The organism is Brevibacillus sp. SIMBA_040 (assembly GCF_046535075.1).
GTDB lineage: Bacteria > Bacillota > Bacilli > Brevibacillales > Brevibacillaceae > Brevibacillus.
In genome coordinates this window covers 39,514-56,280 of the sequence record NZ_JAWRXI010000026.1, presented here as the reverse complement: position 1 = coordinate 56,280, position 16,767 = coordinate 39,514, and the positions used below count along the sequence as shown (strand labels likewise).

The window sequence follows — 16,767 nt, the reverse complement described above, 5'->3', positions numbered from 1 at the left end:
ATCACCTCTATATGAAAGTCAGCAGTTCGCTTCTTACTTCACATGTCAATCAAAAAGTAAAAGTGGATGGTATGTACTAAGCGGTAATTGAAGGAGAAGTCCCGTAAGGTACGGGACTTCCAACTGATTTCTCTACTTCTGAGATTCTATGTATTTTACAACCTCACCAACAGAAGTGATCTTTTCAGCATCTTCGTCTGAAATCTCCAAATCAAACTCGTCTTCGAGTTCCATTACGAGTTCTACTACATCCAGGGAGTCAGCGCCCAGGTCTTCTTTGAAAGAAGCTTCCAAAGTAATCTTGGACTCATCTACACCCAGTCGATCGACGATGATTTTCTTCACACGCTCCAATGTATCTGCCATCTTGCTTCACCCCCTCTCCCGTATTATAGTGGATGAGCTTTCAAAAAACCAGTTTGTATGAAACAAGTCTTAGAGAAGCTATTACATGTACATGCCGCCGTCTACGTGGAGGGTTTGACCAGTCATGTAGTTAGCTGCATCAGATGCGAGGAACAATACAACAGAAGCGATATCTTCGGTCTGTCCCAGACGCGCCAACGGAATTTGACCTACCAGGCCTGCTTTTACATCCTCAGGCAAAACGGCAGTCATTTCTGTATCGATAAAGCCAGGTGCTACCGCATTCACTGTGATTCCGCGAGAAGCGAGCTCACGTGCTGCTGTTTTCGTTAGGCCGATTACGCCAGCTTTGGCAGCTACGTAGTTTGCCTGTCCAGCATTGCCCAGCACACCAACAACAGATGTAATATTAATAATTTTGCCTGAACGCTGCTTCATCATCGGACGAGTAGCTGCTTTTACGCAATTGAATACACCTTTGAGATTCGTAGCAATCACATCATCCCACTCGTCTTCTTTCATACGCATGAGCAAATTGTCACGGGTAATACCCGCATTGTTTACGAGGATGTCAATCGCTCCAAAATGATCGAGGGCTGCCTTGAACATTTCAGTTACATCTTCAGTGGAAGATACGTTTGCGCGAACCGCGATCGCATCACGTCCCATCTCTTTGATGAGCGCTACTGTTTCACCCGCTGCCGCTTCACTACCTGCGTAGTTCACCACGACATTCGCGCCTGCTTCTGCCAGTTTCAGCGCAATCGCACGACCGATCCCGCGCGATGCACCCGTTACCAGTGCTGTTTTTCCTGCTAGCATAGTACCCCTCCATCCAAAAGCTCGCTTAGCGAATCCATATCTTGTACAGAAAGAATGGTTGTTTCTGCAGGAGCAATCTTTTTGATCAAACCAGCCAATACTTTTCCTGGTCCAATTTCAACAAAAGTCGTCACACCTTGTTCTACCATCCACTGCACAGAGTCCTCCCACAAAACAGGAGCACTAACCTGTTGAATCAGGCTGTCTACAATCGTTGCTGATTCTGTTACCGGTCTTGCCGTTACGTTGGCAACTACCTGAACAGCTGCGTCTTGTACCGAAACATTTGCCAGAACCGCTTTCAGCTTGTCAGCTGCCGGCTGCATAAGAGAAGAGTGGAAAGGACCGCTCACATTGAGAGGAAGCACTCTTTTCGCACCCGCTGCTTTTGCCTGTTCGCCAGCCAGCTTTACTCCCTCGGCAGATCCAGAAATGACGATTTGACCAGGAGAGTTAAGGTTAGCGAGTTGAACCGGATGACCCGATACCGTCACTTCTTCACACACGGCATGGAGTGCAGCGCGATCTATATTCAGAACCGCAGCCATCGCACCCTGTCCTGCTGGCACTGCTTCCTCCATGAATTGGCCACGGGAACGTACCGTTTTCACTGCATCAGCAAAAGACAAAGCTCCTGCTGCTACCAATGCGGAGTATTCACCCAGACTGTGCCCTGCAACAAACGCAGGAGAGAAACCCGGCTGTTTTTCCTTCAAGGCTGCAAGCACAGCAATGCTCGCTGTCAAAATTGCCGGCTGTGTGTTTGCTGTCAGCTTTAGCTCTTCTTCCGGACCCTCGAAGCAAAGCTGCGAAAGCGAAAAGCCGAGCGCAGCATCTGCTTCTTCAAAAACCTGGCGGGCTGCTGGTGACTGCTCAGCAAGCGCTTGACCCATGCCTACAAATTGTGAGCCTTGGCCTGGGAACACAAAAGCGATTTTACCCATTATTGCTCGCTCCCTTCTACAGGAGTAGTCGACCATTTCAAAAGAGATGCTCCCCAAGTCAGTCCGCCACCAAAGCCGACGAGGACGATATGATCGCCTTCTTTTACTCGGCCAGCTTGCACTGCTTCATCTAACGCTACTGGAATAGAGGCAGAGGACATGTTGCCATAGCGATCCAGATTGATCGCTACCTTCTCTTCTGACAATCCGAAGCGTTGAACGGCAGCGTCAATAATGCGCTTATTCGCTTGATGAGGTACCAACAGATCGATCTCCTCTTTCGTGATACCTGCTTTGGTCAATACCGCTTCCGTCGCGGAGTTCATGACGCGAACGGCAAATTTAAAGACCTCTCCGCCTGCCATCGAAAGATAATGCAGGTCGTTTTCAACTGACTCGCTCGATGCCGGAATTCTTGAACCACCTGCTGGCTGGCAAAGTAGAGGACCGCCTGAACCATCTGCGCCCAATTCAAACGACTGGAAGCCGAAGCCCTCATTCACTTCACCGATCAGAGCCGCTCCTGCACCATCACCGAACAGTACGCATGTATTGCGATCTTTGTAGTTTGTGATTTTGGAGAGGGTTTCTACACCGACAACCAAAACGTATTTGTAGAAGCCATTTGCGATAAACTGAGTCGCTGTCGTGATTCCATACAAGAAGCCGGTACATGCTGCCGACACGTCCAATGCGGCCGCGCGCTTCGCCCCTAGTTTTTCCTGCAAAATGCAGGCAGTCGAAGGAAACATCATGTCTGGTGTCACGGTTGCGACAATAATCATATCCAGTTGTTCTGCACTAATATTTGCTTTTTCCAGCGCTCTTTTGGCTGCCTCGAAAGCAAGGTCAGAAGAAGCTTGTTCTGATGAACTGATCCGTCTTTCCCGAATACCGGTACGTGAGACAATCCACTCATCCGAGGTATCCACTATTTTTTCCAGATCAAAGTTAGTCAACACCCGGTCAGGTGTGTAGGAGCCTGTAGCCAAAATTCCTACTGAACGTTTTGCATTCATCTGCTTCACTCGCTCTCTGTACGATTTTTTTGTAGCTCTTCTTGAATAATGTCGTTCACGTCCTGCTTTACGAAACGAGCTGCGCTGGCAATCGCATTTTTAATGGCCTTTTCATCTGAAGACCCGTGGGCTTTGATCACCGGACTACGCAAGCCGAGCAGTGGAGCTCCACCGTACTCCGCATAATCCATCCGTTTTTTGAAACGCATCAATCCGGGTTTTAAAATGGCCGCTCCTACCTTATTAATCAGGCTAGAAGTAAACTCCTGCTTGAGTAGAGAAAAGATTGTAGATGCTGCTCCCTCCACTGATTTGAGCAAAACATTCCCGACGAATCCATCGCAGACGAGTACATCACACTCACCTTGCATGACATCACGTGCCTCGACATTGCCGACAAAATTCAAGTCAGCTTCGGCTAACAGCGGAAAGACGGCCTTCGTCAACTCATTGCCCTTTCCTTCCTCTGTCCCTACGTTGAGCAAGCCTACTTTTGGCTTTTCAAATCCAAGCACCTTTTCTGCATACAAGCTTCCCATCACTGCGTATTGAACGAGGTGATGCGGTTTGGCATCCATATTCGCACCGACATCCAGCGTGAGTGTGACTCTCCCTTTTACGTTCGGGATGTACGCAGCCAGCGCCGGTCGTTCGATCCCTTCCATGCGCCCTGCGTACAACAATCCAGCCGTCATCAGTGCTCCAGTATTTCCTGCCGAGATGGCAGCATCGACAATTTTCTCGCGCGCCATCTCCACTGCTACAACAAGCGACGAATTTTTCTTCCGACGCACTGCTCGCACAGGCTCATCATCTGTTTGAATGACTTCTGTTGTAGGTACAATTTCAATGTTTGCCGGCCTATCCTGCGGCAAATGGCTCCGAATAGCTTGTTCATCCCCCACCAACACCACTGTGATTGACGGGTTTTCCTTAACGGCAGCTAACGCGCCCAGCACTGTGCTGCGCGGTGCATTATCTCCGCCCATCGCATCAATTGCAATTCGCAACCGTAATTCCTCCTTACTTTCAACCATGCCGAGTTTGTGCACCCGACATCCCGACTACACGGAAAGTAGCAGTAAAGACCAGTTCTCCTTGTACCTTTGTCTCTACACGCACTTTGCATTCATCGCCGCTGCGGCTCCTGACCAGTGCTTTTGCTACGAGTTTTTCTCCAGCACGTACCGGACGAACAAAGCGAATCCGAGCTGTAGCGGTCAGAGCCACATCAGCATTGATTACTGCCACCGCAAGCGAATTGGCTTGGGCAAATATGTAATGACCACGAGCAATTTGCGTTCGTGAAAAAACGTGCTCTTCTTTAATTTCCAAAACAGAGATCGCCTGTGAATCCAGCTGCAGGTCAATGATTTCACCAATGACTTCATCGATACCCAATGACTTTACTGGGTCCAGACTTTTTTCCGCTACAGACTTGATCCGTTCTCTAAGCTCCGGAATACCTAGCTCCAAACGGTCTAATCGTATTGTTTGAATACTGACTTTAAATAACTCTGCAAGATCCTCGTCCGTCGCAAATGGGTTATCCGCCAGCGACTGTACTAAACGGGACTGGCGATCTTTTTTCGGCAAGCGGGCGATGCTCGACACCCCCTGGCAATGTCATGGTAGGTAACGCTTTTCATATGTATGATTGCGATCAGTTTTTAATACCTGGTACCAAAAATCAGTATAAGGGAGAAGGCTCTGAATTACAAGTAAAGTTGGTGAAAATGGGCATCCGTCCCTAGCGATACAAGCGTTTGATGATCTCCTCAATTCCTGGTTCCTTCATCCTGATGTCTAAAGGCTCACCCCATTGTGCCACTTCTGCCAGAATCCGCGGCGAAGGAATTTTCCCTTTGTCATAGTAAATCGTCAACTCGCTACCTGTAAGCTCTATTCGTTCTATTCCCTCGATAGCTTGAACATCAGGGTGCTTCGGGGGCTTTTGATAGTCAATTTGAATCATACTCGGAAGCCCTATACGATTACGGAGGTCTTGGATACTCGTATCAATCATTTTTTTCCCGTGATTGATCACAATGATTCGACTGCACAGCTGTTCGATATCATCCATGTCGTGTGTCGTCAAAAGAATCGTCTTTTTTTGCGTCCTGTTCACTTCCCTGAGAAATGCCCGTATTCGTGTTTTGGCGACTACATCCAGCCCAATCGTCGGTTCATCCAAGAATAAAATCGGTGGATTGTGCAAAAGAGCTGCAGCGAGGTCAGCTCTCATCCGTTGTCCGAGCGACAGCTTGCGAACGGGAGTATCCAGAAAATCATGCAGATCCAAAAGCTCCTTGTACATCTCCATCGCTCGCACATATGATTGGCGATCGATTTTGTACATCGCTTGCAATATCTCCAATGAATCGCGCACAGGCAAGTCCCACCATAGCTGAGTTCTTTGTCCAAATACGACACCGATCTGGGAAGCTACCCGAGCACGATCTTTTTGCGGGCTAAACCCTCCTACTACTATTTCTCCTTCAGTTGGGTGGAGAATTCCAGAAAGCATTTTGATTGTCGTCGACTTCCCCGCTCCATTCGGCCCTATATAGCCAACGAATTCTCCTTCTTCGATCGAGAAGGAAACATCCTCAACCGCCTTTACTTCTCGTTTTTCGCGGGAAAACAGCGTGCGCAAGGAGGAGAAACTCCCCTCTTTTGCTTGTGTCAGAAAAAATGTTTTCCCGACCTGGTCCGCTATTATCATCGCAATCCCTCCCTAGCTCCCTGTACTGTGATAATGTCGTATTCCATAGGCCCAAAACCGCAAGGATAACAACAAAGCGAGCGACGCCACCACTGGAGTCAGCAAAGGCAAGTACCAGTTCTCGGCTTTCCCGAGCAGCGTGAGCATCGGCACATAATTCATAAAAGCAATTGGCAGCACCGTGTAAAACATCCATTTTAACCAGCCTGGATAGAGACTGATAGGATAGTTCGATGCGTTGGCTGGTGCATAAATTGTAAAGGTTTGCAGGTCCTTGACTTGATGCGTCCAAAAGCCAAGAGTTGCCGTGGTAAGAGCGATAGAGAAGTAAATGACACCACCCGATACAATCGCTACAGGAGTGAATAACAGCAGAAGTCCGATTTCCTTCCCTTGGGCATACAATCCGGTCATGGACAAGATCAAAATGGAGATGCCCTGCATCATACCACCTACTCGCGACAGGTCGAGATTCCGCGTTAAAAGCAGAAGCAACGGCGAAACAGGGCGAATCAACAGTTGATCCAGCTCACCATGGATAATGTATTTCTCAAAGTCGTTGATTTCAGGTGCAAAAAATCGGTAGACAGAAACAGCAACAGAGGAAATGCCATACAAGAGTCCAACCTCGTAAATAGTCCAGCCATTGACATCATGAAACCGATAGAGAATGGCAGACAAAATCAAAAAGTCCAGAACCATGATCATCCCTGTAGTCGCAGCACTTGTAATAAAATTCAGCTTGTACTGCATTTGTGCACGTATGCTTGCGACGAGCAGCTTTCGATAAAGTGCGAGCATTCCTCTATCCCCCTTGAATCTCAACCTTACGCCTTGCTAGCGCAGTAACTGCAAGAGCGATCCCCGTCAGTACGAGTGCCCAGCTGCCCTGAACCATAAGAGCCTCAGGACCTGCCAGCTCCAGGAAAGTCATGACCGGATAATAAATCATGCAGGAAAACGGCAAATAAGGCGCGATCTGCCCCATCACACCCGGCAATAAATCTAAAGGAATCATTTGACCTCCGAGACCAAACACAAGTGACAGCAAAATGTAGTGAACCCAGCGGATTTCCGTCGTCCAAAAGGAGACAAGCCCTGCGAGGTAAAATAGCAAAAGACCCGTATACGTCCCAAGCAGCAAGGAGAGGAGAAACAAGAGGCAGGCAAGGAAGTTGGATGGCAAATGGAAGCCTACGGCAAGACCTAGTAGCAAACCGATGGGCAAGCTGCGATAGCAAGCATTGTAGAGAATCCGGCCAAATTCTTGGCAGAGCACATACCACAGGTAGTGAACAGGCTTGATCAAATCCAGACTCACCGCTCCGCTTCTCACTCCAACCGGAATTGCAAGTCCAGGTGACAGAAAGGTTGTCATCCATAAAACACTTTGGCATACGGCGATGTACTGTCCCATTGTTTGCAGATCGTAAGGGCCGTGCACTTCTTTGCCTTTAAGCACCCCAGCCCAAATGGCAATAAAAACAAGCCCAAAAATCGAGCTTGCGAGGTTATTGATCAAATGTGACAGACGATACTGAAGATTACGACGATAGCTTTTGCGGATAATCCGCCAGTAGACCATATGATCCTCCTTTTGGAAAAAGTCAGGAATCATAGAATAGCAGATACCGGATGGCATTGCAATTCCTTCCTGTTTGGAGCTGAAAAAAAGAAAGCCCCTCTCTGCGAAGGGCCTTCCCTGATAAATTCAGGCTGCTGTCACGCTGCTACAAACGATCACGCCAGCCAGCTGAAATCTATCCTTTTTCAATGTTTACGTCGTTTCACCAGTTGCCACCATCACTTCGACTTCGTTTTCTCGAAGCGCCTTAGCCATTTCTTCACTAGGCTCCTGGTCGGTAACGATGATATCAATTTTATTGAGACTGGCAACCCGATATAGCATGCTTTTCCCAAACTTGGACTGATCAGCCAAAATAATCACTTGATCCGCTTTTTTCATCATTTCTCTGATCAAATGCCCATGCTCCTCAGAGGGAGAAACCAAGCCATCAGCAGTCAATCCACAAGCACCTACAAGCACTTTGTCAACGTGATAATCCACCAAATTCTCCAGGGCACGGGTACCATGCACACACTGATCTTCTCCATGCACGTCTCCACCCAAAAGCTTTACGAGCACACCTTGTTTACGTGCCATACTAGATGCCGTCCCGAGTGAGTTGGTAATAATCACAAGATCGGTCGTCTCCACAGCCTCTACTGCCATTTGGACTGTCGTCGATGCATCCAGCAGGAGATAATCCCCGTTTTTGATCAAACGGGCTGCTGCTTGTGCAATCCTGCGCTTGCCAGTCAGGTCCAGCTGCATGCGCTCTTGATACGAATAGCTTTTCTTGTTAAGGCTAGGAAGGATAGCTCCTCCTCGTGTACGAAGGATCTCACCCGACTCCTCCAGCTTGACGATATCCCGTCTAGCTGTATCCCGCGAAACGCCAAACTTCTCAACGACATCTTGGACACTAATGCGTTGATGTTTTTGCAAGTATTGCAGGATAGCGGCCAACCGCTCCTCTTGGTACATAACGATTCAACCCCATCCTTATCTTTCTCCTTGATCGTAAGTGATTTGCACCATTTTTGCAAGCGAAAATAAGTATTAATAAGTAATTACAAGCTGAAGAAAAACACAAAAAAAGTAAGGTGATTGCTCACCTTACTTTTAGCAGCGGATCTTACTTCGCTACTTTCACGCCTTTGTAGTGACCGCAGCTTGGGCAAACACGATGCGCAAGCTTGTATTCGCTGCAATTATCGCATTTGATCATGCCTGGAATCTCTAATTTGAAGTGCGTACGACGCATTCTTTTACGGGTTTTGGAAGTTCTCCGTTGAGGTACTGCCATCTTCCTTACACCTCCTTCAACTGACAAATGCTAAGATGCTCTATAGGGTGGATAGTATAGGCGATATGCTTATGCCATCCTTCAAAAATGAGACGCAGCCATTTAAGGAAAGGCGCCTCATCTTGAAAACGTAAGAAACTACTTGCTGTCTTTGAAGAAATCAGCCAACCCTGCCAGGCGGGGGTCGATTCGTTCATTCTTGCAGCTGCAAGCTACTTCATTGCGGTTTACACCGCATGTTGGGCACAGGCCTTTGCAATCATCCTCGCAAAGCGGGAATGTCGGCATCGCCAGAAGGAAATCCTCCTGCAACAGCGCGTCCAACTCGATTTCATCGCCTTCAAGCGGCAGAATGTCGCTGTCTTCGTCCTCACCTAACACCGGATCATCTTCCGGAGCGAATGTTTCGGAAAACGAAACAGCCGCATGGTGAGTATACGGATTCAGGCATCTTGCACAAATGAAATTGACGTCGGCTTTCATCTTGCCGGTTACGTAGTAAAGATTACCGAGCTGCACTGCCTCGCCTTCAGCCTCTACAGGCGTCATACTGCGAATCTCATGATGACGGCTTTTCAGATCCACCTCGTCTAAAGTGGCTTTGAACGGCAACGGCTCTCCATTTCTACGTTCCAAATCTGCTAGCTTAATATTCATTGTCATTTCACCTCATGCACAACAAAGATGATTATAGACCCTGCCCAAAGCTTTGTCAACCATTTTTCCTTGACAGCTAATTCACTCAGGAATTTTTTGGTTTTTGGCCGTTCAGGTAGGTAACAGCGTCTCCCACAGTTTTGATAGGAACCACTTTCATATTGGTTTTGATGCGTTTAGCCGTAGCGAGCGCCTCCTCGTAATTGGAGTTCGCATCTGGCGTATCCTGGGGAGCAAAGAATATTTCTGCCCCAGCCTTATCGGCTGCAATTACCTTATGATTGATTCCACCAATCCTGCCAACCGTTCCGTCCAGCGAAATGGTGCCTGTCCCCGCTATTTTGTAGCCCTTCGTCAAATCGAGGCTGGTGTTTAGCTGATCATAAATCTCCAGCGTCATCATAAGACCGGCAGATGGTCCTCCAATCCCTTGGGACGCGATGCTTACTGTTTTCGGAATACGAATACTCTGCTTGTTGTCAGGGCGCACTCCGATGCCAACAGCCTTTGACTCGGGTAGTGGTACCAAGGTTAACATCGTTTTTGCTTCTTGTCCATCTCTGACGTATGTAATTTCAACCTTTTCTCCTGCACTTTTCTTTGCGAGAGCCTGGAGTAAGTCTTTTGCTTCTGCTGTGCGTACTCCATCTACGGATGTAATGACATCACCGATCTTCAAGACCTGCTTTGCTGGCAGCCCCTCAAGTGTTCCCATTACCCACACACCCTGCTTCTCTACCTTGACATCATAGCCGGCAAGGCGAAAAGCTACAGCTTCGGCGATTTTTTGCGAGTTGTCCATAACAGCCTGTTCCCGTCGAACAAAATCTTCGCTATTCTCCCCCTTACTGACAACCAGCTCTTTCGGCATTAATTCCGCATCAGATGCAACTTGTGCATAGACGTACCACGCCAGATTTGCTTCACCCATCCGCACGGTTGTCAGCATGAATGAACCTGTCTCGTCCTTTTTCCCGCCCTCAACCTCTATCATCGGCCCAAGCTCAATCGCTGAGCCAGGGCGTGTTACATAATAATTTGTGGGTATAAAAAAAGAAAGTCCGAGCACTACCGAAATCAGAGCAAGCGTCCAGCTAAAGCCTCTTCTACTCTTTGGCCTCCGATTCGTAGCGTACAGCTGATCCTCACTCATGTTCTACCTCCCAATTCGCAATCAATTCCTGAATTTGCTCTGCATGCGCTTCGCCGGCACGTTCTCCCAGTTCCATAATCTCCTCCACACCAGTGTATGCGATACTGCTATAGTGTCCAACATCTGGCCTAATTACGAGATCGGCCGCAATGATCCTGTGTCGCAGTATCTCTCGTTCCATCACATCAATTGTTTGGGCAATGACATCAAAGATAGAGCTCACCTTCATCGGCGTATCCACTTGGGCAACATCAACAGCAATCACGATATCCGCTCCCATTTCACGAATAACCGTAACAGGGACCCTGTCGATTACCCCTCCATCGACAAGCAAACGGTTTCCGACTTTTTCCGGCACAAAAATACCTGGGATGGAAATGCTCGCTCGCACGGCTTGATCCACAGGTCCTTCACGAAACACTACTCGCTCTCCCGATTCGATATCGGTAGCAACAATGGCAAGTGGCCTTTTGAGCTCCTCTATTCGCTTGCCATGCGTGAGAAGACGGATCAGCTGCTTGATCTTTTCCCCTGCCACAAAACCAAGTGTCGGTACAGTAAGGTCAAGCCAATGCTTCCGCTTCAAATTGAGAGCCAGTTTCCCCATCATATGAGGTTCGATCCCATTGGCGTAAACAGCTGCAATCAGACTGCCCATACTGCTCCCTGCGAGCATATCGATCTCGATTCCTTTTGCTTCTAATGCTTTGAGCACACCGATATGAGCAAACCCGCGAGCACCACCCGAGCCAAGGGCAACTCCCACGATTGGCTTACGTTTCACTGCCATGGTAACATCCCCCCTGTAACTAGCGTATGTGAAGAATTACGAATCCTTTCACAAGAACAAGATACAAGCTCACGCATAGTTTCCTCGTCCGTTACGTAGACATGTACTATCTATCTTGTCGTTCGTTCAGGAGGAGTCCATGTCACGCCACTCTCCGATTCTTACCCTGTTGTTTGCCTTTTCAGCCATTGCTCTCGTCTTTTCGCTGGTTGTCTTTTCGCAATTGTCATTTGAAGCAGCGGTCCGAGGCTTAAAAATTTGGTGGGAGGTCGTGTTTCCCTCTACCCTCCCGTTTATCGTCCTCTCTGAAGTTTTAATGGGCCTCGGCGTTGTTCACTTTATGGGGGTCTTGCTAGAGCCATTTATGCGACCACTTTTTAACGTCCCTGGAACAGGCGGATTCGTGCTTGCAATGGGCTTTTCCTCAGGGTATCCTGTTGCTGCCAAACTGACTACTCGCCTCAGACAACAAGGAAACATAACGAAGGCAGAAGGTGAACGTCTCGTCTCCTTCACAACCACTGGCGATCCCTTGTTCGTAATTGGCGCGGTTGCTATCGGCTTTTTTCACAGCGAGCAAATGGGCGTCGTACTAGCTACTACCCATTATCTCTCCGCGATTATCATGGGCCTCTTGTATCGTTTTCACGCACCGTTTGCCACCGTAACTAAGCCTTTGGACAAAACGAGCCTTCCTTTACCGCTTCGCGCACTGCAAGCGATGCACCGCGCTCGATTACGTGATGGCCGTGCCTTTGGCAAGCTTATGGGGGACGCAGTACAATCGGCATTAAACACGCTTTTTATGATCGGCGGCTTCATCATTGTTTTTTCGGTTTTAATCCAGATTTTCGCTGCCATTCAACTGACACCTTTTATCAGTTCCATTTTGACTATTTTTCTTGGTCCCTTGGGCTTTCCGCCCGCTTTTTCCCAAGCCATTATCTCCGGCTTGTTTGAGGTAACCTTGGGAGCTCAAGCCGCCAGTGTCGTTCCAGACAGCTTTTCTCTCGTGTGGAAAGCGGCTATCGCAAGTGCAATCCTCTCCTGGGGTGGGCTCAGCGTACATGCTCAGGTCGCCAGCATTTTGAGTGAAACAGATATACGAGTAGCCCCTTATTTGATTGCCCGCTCTGTACACGCTGTTATTGCAGCGATTCTCACCTTTGTTGTCTGGGAACCACTTTCCAGCGCTAGCAGCTGGTTTACTGAAAAAAGCGTCCCTGTTTTTATTCCTGTTACATCAGGCATCCCGCAAACAAGCTGGTGGGAAACCTTTGCTTTTTCAGGTGTTATCGCTGTTGGTATTGCTGCCCTGCTCTTTGTTGCCAGCTTTTTGACACGACAGCTAATTAGCCGCCGTTCCTGATGGCCTGCTCGCTTACTTTCTTTTTCAAGGCTTCCTCAACAACTGGTGGTACCAAATCGGTCACGCTCGCCTTGTATTTCGCTACTTCTTTTACAATACTCGAGCTCAAATACGAATATTGGTTATTGGTCATCATGAAGAAGGTTTCGATCTTTTCATCGAGTTTCTTGTTGATCGACGCAACCTGCATTTCGTATTCGAAATCGGAAACAGCCCGCAAACCGCGAACGATTACTTGTGCCCCACGTTTATTCATGTAATCAATCAATAACCCATCAAATGAGTCAATTTCTACATTATCCATGTCAGCTGTAGCTTGGCGCAAAAGCTCCACGCGCTCCTCCACGCTGAACATGGAATTTTTTTTGGAATTAATAAGTACCGCGACAATCACTTTGTCAAACACTTTCGAACTACGGGAAATAATATCGAGATGCCCGTAAGTAACTGGATCAAAACTTCCTGAGCAAACAGCAATAGCCATCGTTCATCCTCCGCTCGTTCGTTCCTTGTGAATTGCGTCCTACATTTCAGGATTAGCCTCGTGATCAGCTTCGAGTTCCGTTTCATAATAGTACAAGGTAACGGCAGTGTCCCCGTAGGTCGCTTCACGCGTTTTCACGCATTTCCCGATTTCATCTGGGAACTTGTCACCGACATCATGCTCAGCCACTATCCAGGCTCCATCAGTGAGCATCCCAAATTCTTGCAGCAAACTGATTTCTTCCACAATCCTCTGATTGGCGTAAGGCGGGTCAAGAAATACTAAATCAAACGTTTGATTACGCTTGGCGAGTGTGCGAATAGCTCTATCAGCGTCCATACGGTAGAGCTCTGCATAGGCATCCAATCTGCACATCGCCACATTTTGCTTCACCACAGCAAAAGCCTTCGTATCTCTTTCAACGAAAACAGCGCACTCTGCACCCCGGCTTAGTGCTTCAATACCAAGACTGCCCGTTCCCGCGTACAAATCCAGTGCCCAGCCACCGTCAAAATACGGACCGATCATGTTAAATATCGACTCTTTTACTTTATCTGTCGTGGGACGGGTCCCCTTACCTGGGACAGCCGTCAGTTTTCTTCCTCTGTGTTCTCCAGCGATGACTCGCATACATTCTCACCTGTCAATTCATTTATGTATGATGCGTTTTTTCTCTTCGGATAAAGAATGATTTCATACTATCACAACTGCATAGAGCCGTAAAATTGTCGGATGGAAATTTTTTGTGCAAACTCCGTATACCTGACCAAAAAATTGGAAAGGATGATGGATAGCGACGTAACGGTGTCGCTGACAACCGCGGAGAAGACTTACGTTTCCCCATAAGCTCTTCCTCCGGTTTCTCCTCTCCCATAATTGAAAGGCAGTTCACTTTTCGCGCACGGCGTGTCTGATAGGAGCATTCCGTGCCACCGCTCCCATTGCCGGGAGGAGTTGAACCGCTGCCCCTTCGTCTTTTGGCGATGGGGTATTTTTTTGCGATTTTTTCCGCTAAAACGAAGCATACTACCTACACATTGCGTAAAGGGGGAAGCTACGATTATGGCTGAAAAACGACCATCCGAGCAAAAACTGAAAGCAGCAAAAGCCCAATCTATCGCTGATCGCACAGGTTCAGAGGTAGAGATGGCGAGAGAAATGCAATCACGGGCTGACCAGTCTGACATCGTCAAGCACGGTCAATAGCCGTTACTGTTAAAAACCCTGGCTGGCTATGGATTGGCAAAGCCGCGGTTGGCCGAAAATAAGTTACCGGTTGGCTTTTTAATGTCCTTCTGTAATGACCTTCATTTCCCTCGCCTTTTTGTAGGGAGATGGCAGATACTAAGGCAAAACAGGAGGGATCACATGCACACAGTTTGGAAAGGCTCAATTAGCTTTGGGCTTGTGAACATTCCTATACGGATGTTTACGGCAACGGAAGAGCGAGACATTCGTTTTCGCCAGTTGCATAAGGAATGCCATACCCCGATTAAATACACCAAGATGTGTCCGCATTGCGAGCGTGAAGTGGATGCGAGCGAAATTGTTCGTGGATACGAATACGAAAAAGGGCACTTCGTTATGATCGATGACTCTGATTTGGAAGCGATAACGCCAGAAACCCGCAGAGCCATCGAAATTCTAGATTTCGTCGATTTGAAGGAAATTGATCCGATTTACTTTGACAAAAGCTATTTCCTCTCTCCTCAAGAAACAGGAGAAAAAGCATATGCATTGCTTCGAGCAGCGATGGAGCAGTCTGGAAAAATAGCCGTTGCCCAAGTGACGATGCGGAATCGGCAAAGTCTGGCGGTCATAAGGCTGTATGAGCATTGCATCATGCTGGAAACCATTTATTATCCTGACGAGGTTCGACCTGTCAGCCAAGTACCTGCCCTGCCAGAAGCAACGATTCCCCTGTCCGAAAATGAGTTAAAAATGGCGACAGAGCTCATTGGGAATATGACGGTCGCTTTTGATCCGGCAAAATATACGGACGAATATCGTGCACAGCTACAAAGCTTGATTGAGAAAAAGCTGGAAGGTCAAGAAATCACTACAGCTCCGACCGTGGCACGTGCCAACGTCATTGATTTGATGCAAGCCTTGAAGGAAAGTCTGGCAACTACTGCTGGACAGGCAGCCGGTCCAATAAAAATAGAGCCGGAGCCAACACCAACACCTGCAAAAACAAAGCCAAGCAAAAAACGGGCTGCTTCCGCGAAAAAAGAAGCCTCCCCGCAAGAGGCTCCCAGAGCAAGTACATCGACCTCCACAACGAAAACCTTGCGCCGCAAAAAAGCAACGCCTGTCTAGGAACAAGCTATGAAAATGCAAAGAAACCTGTCCCCTTCTGGACAGGTTTTCGCATTTTATCTTTCAGCGATTCTCTGCTCTGGTTCAATGTGGATATGAACCACGCTTATTTTATGCACCTTTCTCATTCGAGCTTCAATTTTCTCGGTGATGGTGTGGCTTTCGACTACATTCAGCTTTGGGTCTACATGAATGACGACATCCACCAATACACTGCTGCCATGATAGCGAGCTTTGATATCACTAATGTCCTTCACCCCTGCAATATCCCCTATGGTTGCTCGCAAATCCTGCAATTGTGTCTGGTCAAAACCATCTGTCAATTGATGCGTGGCGTCGCGGAAAATATCCCATGCTGTCTTCAAAATAATGAAACCCACGACAAATGCAGCCAACGGGTCAAGCCAGTACATTTGAAATTGTGCTCCTGCTACCCCTACAAACGCACCGATACTGACGAGAGCATCTGAGCGATTATCTGCAGCTGCAGCCATCAGCGCCTGGCTATTCGTTCTCTTTGCGAGGTCCCGGTTGTAACGATAGACAAAAATCATAACGACTGCTGTAGCAAGCGCTGTCCACCCTGCAAGCATTCCAGGTGCAGACTGCTTTGAATGAAATAAGGATGATACCGCATCTGTGACAACCTGTATTCCCACAAAAAGCATGATAAAGGACGCAACCAGCGAAGAAATCGTTTCTGCACGAAAATGACCGTAGGGATGGTCTTGATCGGGCGGCTTTCTTGCGATTCGTAGCCCAATTAATACAGCGATTGACGCTACTACGTCTGTTGAGTTGTTTAAACCATCTGCCATCAATGCTTCAGAACTTGCTAGTAGGGCGACTCCTATCTTTACAGCAGCACAGAAAATATAGGCAATAATACTTACCCATGCTCCTCTTTCTCCTTGCTTAAGATTGGAATAAACATCCACACCACATCACCTCAAAAAAATCTCTATATCCTTTTGATAGGAGCGGAAATGAACCGTTTCTTGCTGGTTTTCATTTTCCGAACTTCATCGTAACAGACCCAATTCGTGTGGGTCTACAGAAACAGTTTTAGTCCGAGTCATGACTATAGATGGGAGGAAAATGTGTTGCACACCGGCAAGTTTTATTTTAAAAATTGCTTGAAATTGGAAAAGTAAATCGGTATGCTATTCATGCAAGACATAATCATAAAAAGCACGGGAGCTTGGGAGTCACCAGGCTGAGAGGATGACTACGTTGTCATCGACCGTTG

The 16,767-nt window shown here is 47.8% G+C and carries 21 protein-coding genes; 4 read left to right on the top strand and 17 right to left on the bottom strand.

Annotation, left to right across the window (positions count from 1 at the left end):
- Positions 1-132: 132 nt before the first annotated feature.
- The 14 genes from acpP to SB752_RS29120 form a co-directional block, all read right to left on the bottom strand.
- Positions 133-366, bottom strand: a complete 234-nt coding sequence (acpP, locus tag SB752_RS29185) for an acyl carrier protein (RefSeq protein WP_049738730.1) — start codon at positions 364-366, stop codon at positions 133-135.
- An 81-nt stretch (positions 367-447) separates the two neighbouring features.
- Positions 448-1,188: a 3-oxoacyl-[acyl-carrier-protein] reductase gene (gene fabG, locus SB752_RS29180; RefSeq protein WP_410718968.1), complete on the bottom strand. Its 741-nt coding sequence runs from the start codon at positions 1,186-1,188 to the stop codon at positions 448-450.
- Entirely contained in the window at positions 1,182-2,132 is a 951-nt protein-coding gene (gene fabD / locus SB752_RS29175) for an ACP S-malonyltransferase (RefSeq protein ID WP_410718967.1), read from the bottom strand. The genes fabG and fabD overlap by 7 nt, the downstream gene beginning before the upstream one ends.
- Entirely contained in the window at positions 2,132-3,151 is a 1,020-nt protein-coding gene (locus tag SB752_RS29170) for a beta-ketoacyl-ACP synthase III (RefSeq protein WP_410718966.1), read from the bottom strand. The genes fabD and SB752_RS29170 overlap by 1 nt, the downstream gene beginning before the upstream one ends.
- Before the next feature lie 5 nt (positions 3,152-3,156).
- A complete protein-coding gene (gene plsX / locus SB752_RS29165) occupies positions 3,157-4,161 on the bottom strand; it encodes a phosphate acyltransferase PlsX (RefSeq protein ID WP_410718965.1) in 1,005 nt (334 codons plus the stop codon).
- A gap of 19 nt (positions 4,162-4,180) precedes the next feature.
- Positions 4,181-4,765 carry a transcription factor FapR gene (gene fapR / locus SB752_RS29160; protein WP_410718964.1) on the bottom strand — a complete coding sequence of 195 codons (585 nt, stop codon included), beginning with the start codon at positions 4,763-4,765 and terminating at the stop codon, positions 4,181-4,183.
- A 136-nt stretch (positions 4,766-4,901) separates the two neighbouring features.
- Positions 4,902-5,876, bottom strand: a complete 975-nt coding sequence (locus SB752_RS29155) for an ABC transporter ATP-binding protein (RefSeq protein ID WP_410718963.1) — start codon at positions 5,874-5,876, stop codon at positions 4,902-4,904.
- 12 nt (positions 5,877-5,888) lie between these two features.
- On the bottom strand, positions 5,889-6,677 hold the full coding sequence (locus tag SB752_RS29150) for an ABC transporter permease (protein WP_410718962.1): 789 nt from the start codon (positions 6,675-6,677) through the stop codon (positions 5,889-5,891).
- Positions 6,678-6,681: 4 nt separating this feature from the next.
- Positions 6,682-7,461: an ABC transporter permease gene (locus SB752_RS29145; RefSeq protein WP_410718961.1), complete on the bottom strand. Its 780-nt coding sequence runs from the start codon at positions 7,459-7,461 to the stop codon at positions 6,682-6,684.
- A gap of 192 nt (positions 7,462-7,653) precedes the next feature.
- A complete protein-coding gene (locus SB752_RS29140; RefSeq protein WP_410718960.1) occupies positions 7,654-8,424 on the bottom strand; it encodes a DeoR/GlpR family DNA-binding transcription regulator in 771 nt (256 codons plus the stop codon).
- Between the two features lie 151 nt (positions 8,425-8,575).
- Positions 8,576-8,746, bottom strand: a complete 171-nt coding sequence (rpmF, locus tag SB752_RS29135) for a 50S ribosomal protein L32 (RefSeq protein WP_005834357.1) — start codon at positions 8,744-8,746, stop codon at positions 8,576-8,578.
- Positions 8,747-8,884: 138 nt separating this feature from the next.
- Positions 8,885-9,403: a YceD family protein gene (locus SB752_RS29130; protein ID WP_410718959.1), complete on the bottom strand. Its 519-nt coding sequence runs from the start codon at positions 9,401-9,403 to the stop codon at positions 8,885-8,887.
- Between the two features lie 85 nt (positions 9,404-9,488).
- Positions 9,489-10,556: a SepM family pheromone-processing serine protease gene (locus SB752_RS29125; protein WP_410718958.1), complete on the bottom strand. Its 1,068-nt coding sequence runs from the start codon at positions 10,554-10,556 to the stop codon at positions 9,489-9,491.
- The gene (locus SB752_RS29120) at positions 10,549-11,346 is read right to left on the bottom strand and encodes a patatin-like phospholipase family protein (RefSeq protein ID WP_410718957.1); all 798 of its coding nucleotides are present in this window, start codon (positions 11,344-11,346) and stop codon (positions 10,549-10,551) included. Before SB752_RS29120 ends, SB752_RS29125 begins: the two co-directional genes overlap by 8 nt.
- 139 nt (positions 11,347-11,485) lie before the next feature.
- On the opposite strand from SB752_RS29120, the gene ylbJ reads away from it, so the two are divergent.
- Positions 11,486-12,715, top strand: a complete 1,230-nt coding sequence (gene ylbJ / locus SB752_RS29115; RefSeq protein WP_410718956.1) for a sporulation integral membrane protein YlbJ — start codon at positions 11,486-11,488, stop codon at positions 12,713-12,715.
- On the opposite strand, the gene coaD is transcribed toward ylbJ, so the two are convergent.
- Positions 12,699-13,199, bottom strand: a complete 501-nt coding sequence (coaD, locus tag SB752_RS29110; protein WP_410718955.1) for a pantetheine-phosphate adenylyltransferase — start codon at positions 13,197-13,199, stop codon at positions 12,699-12,701. The two genes, ylbJ and coaD, sit on opposite strands and share 17 nt — an antisense overlap.
- A 39-nt stretch (positions 13,200-13,238) precedes the next feature.
- Entirely contained in the window at positions 13,239-13,829 is a 591-nt protein-coding gene (gene rsmD / locus SB752_RS29105) for a 16S rRNA (guanine(966)-N(2))-methyltransferase RsmD (RefSeq protein WP_410718954.1), read from the bottom strand.
- A gap of 296 nt (positions 13,830-14,125) precedes the next feature.
- On the opposite strand from rsmD, the gene SB752_RS29100 reads away from it, so the two are divergent.
- The 3 genes from SB752_RS29100 (at position 14,126) to ku (ending at position 15,518) form a co-directional block, all read left to right on the top strand.
- A complete protein-coding gene (locus SB752_RS29100) occupies positions 14,126-14,269 on the top strand; it encodes a hypothetical protein (RefSeq protein WP_410718953.1) in 144 nt (47 codons plus the stop codon).
- Positions 14,262-14,405, top strand: a complete 144-nt coding sequence (locus SB752_RS29095; RefSeq protein WP_410718952.1) for a hypothetical protein — start codon at positions 14,262-14,264, stop codon at positions 14,403-14,405. Before SB752_RS29100 ends, SB752_RS29095 begins: the two co-directional genes overlap by 8 nt.
- Positions 14,406-14,567: 162 nt before the next feature.
- Positions 14,568-15,518 carry a non-homologous end joining protein Ku gene (ku, locus tag SB752_RS29090; RefSeq protein WP_410718951.1) on the top strand — a complete coding sequence of 317 codons (951 nt, stop codon included), beginning with the start codon at positions 14,568-14,570 and terminating at the stop codon, positions 15,516-15,518.
- Between the two features lie 56 nt (positions 15,519-15,574).
- On the opposite strand, the gene SB752_RS29085 is transcribed toward ku, so the two are convergent.
- Entirely contained in the window at positions 15,575-16,456 is an 882-nt protein-coding gene (locus SB752_RS29085; RefSeq protein ID WP_410718950.1) for a cation diffusion facilitator family transporter, read from the bottom strand.
- Positions 16,457-16,767: the final 311 nt, after the last annotated feature.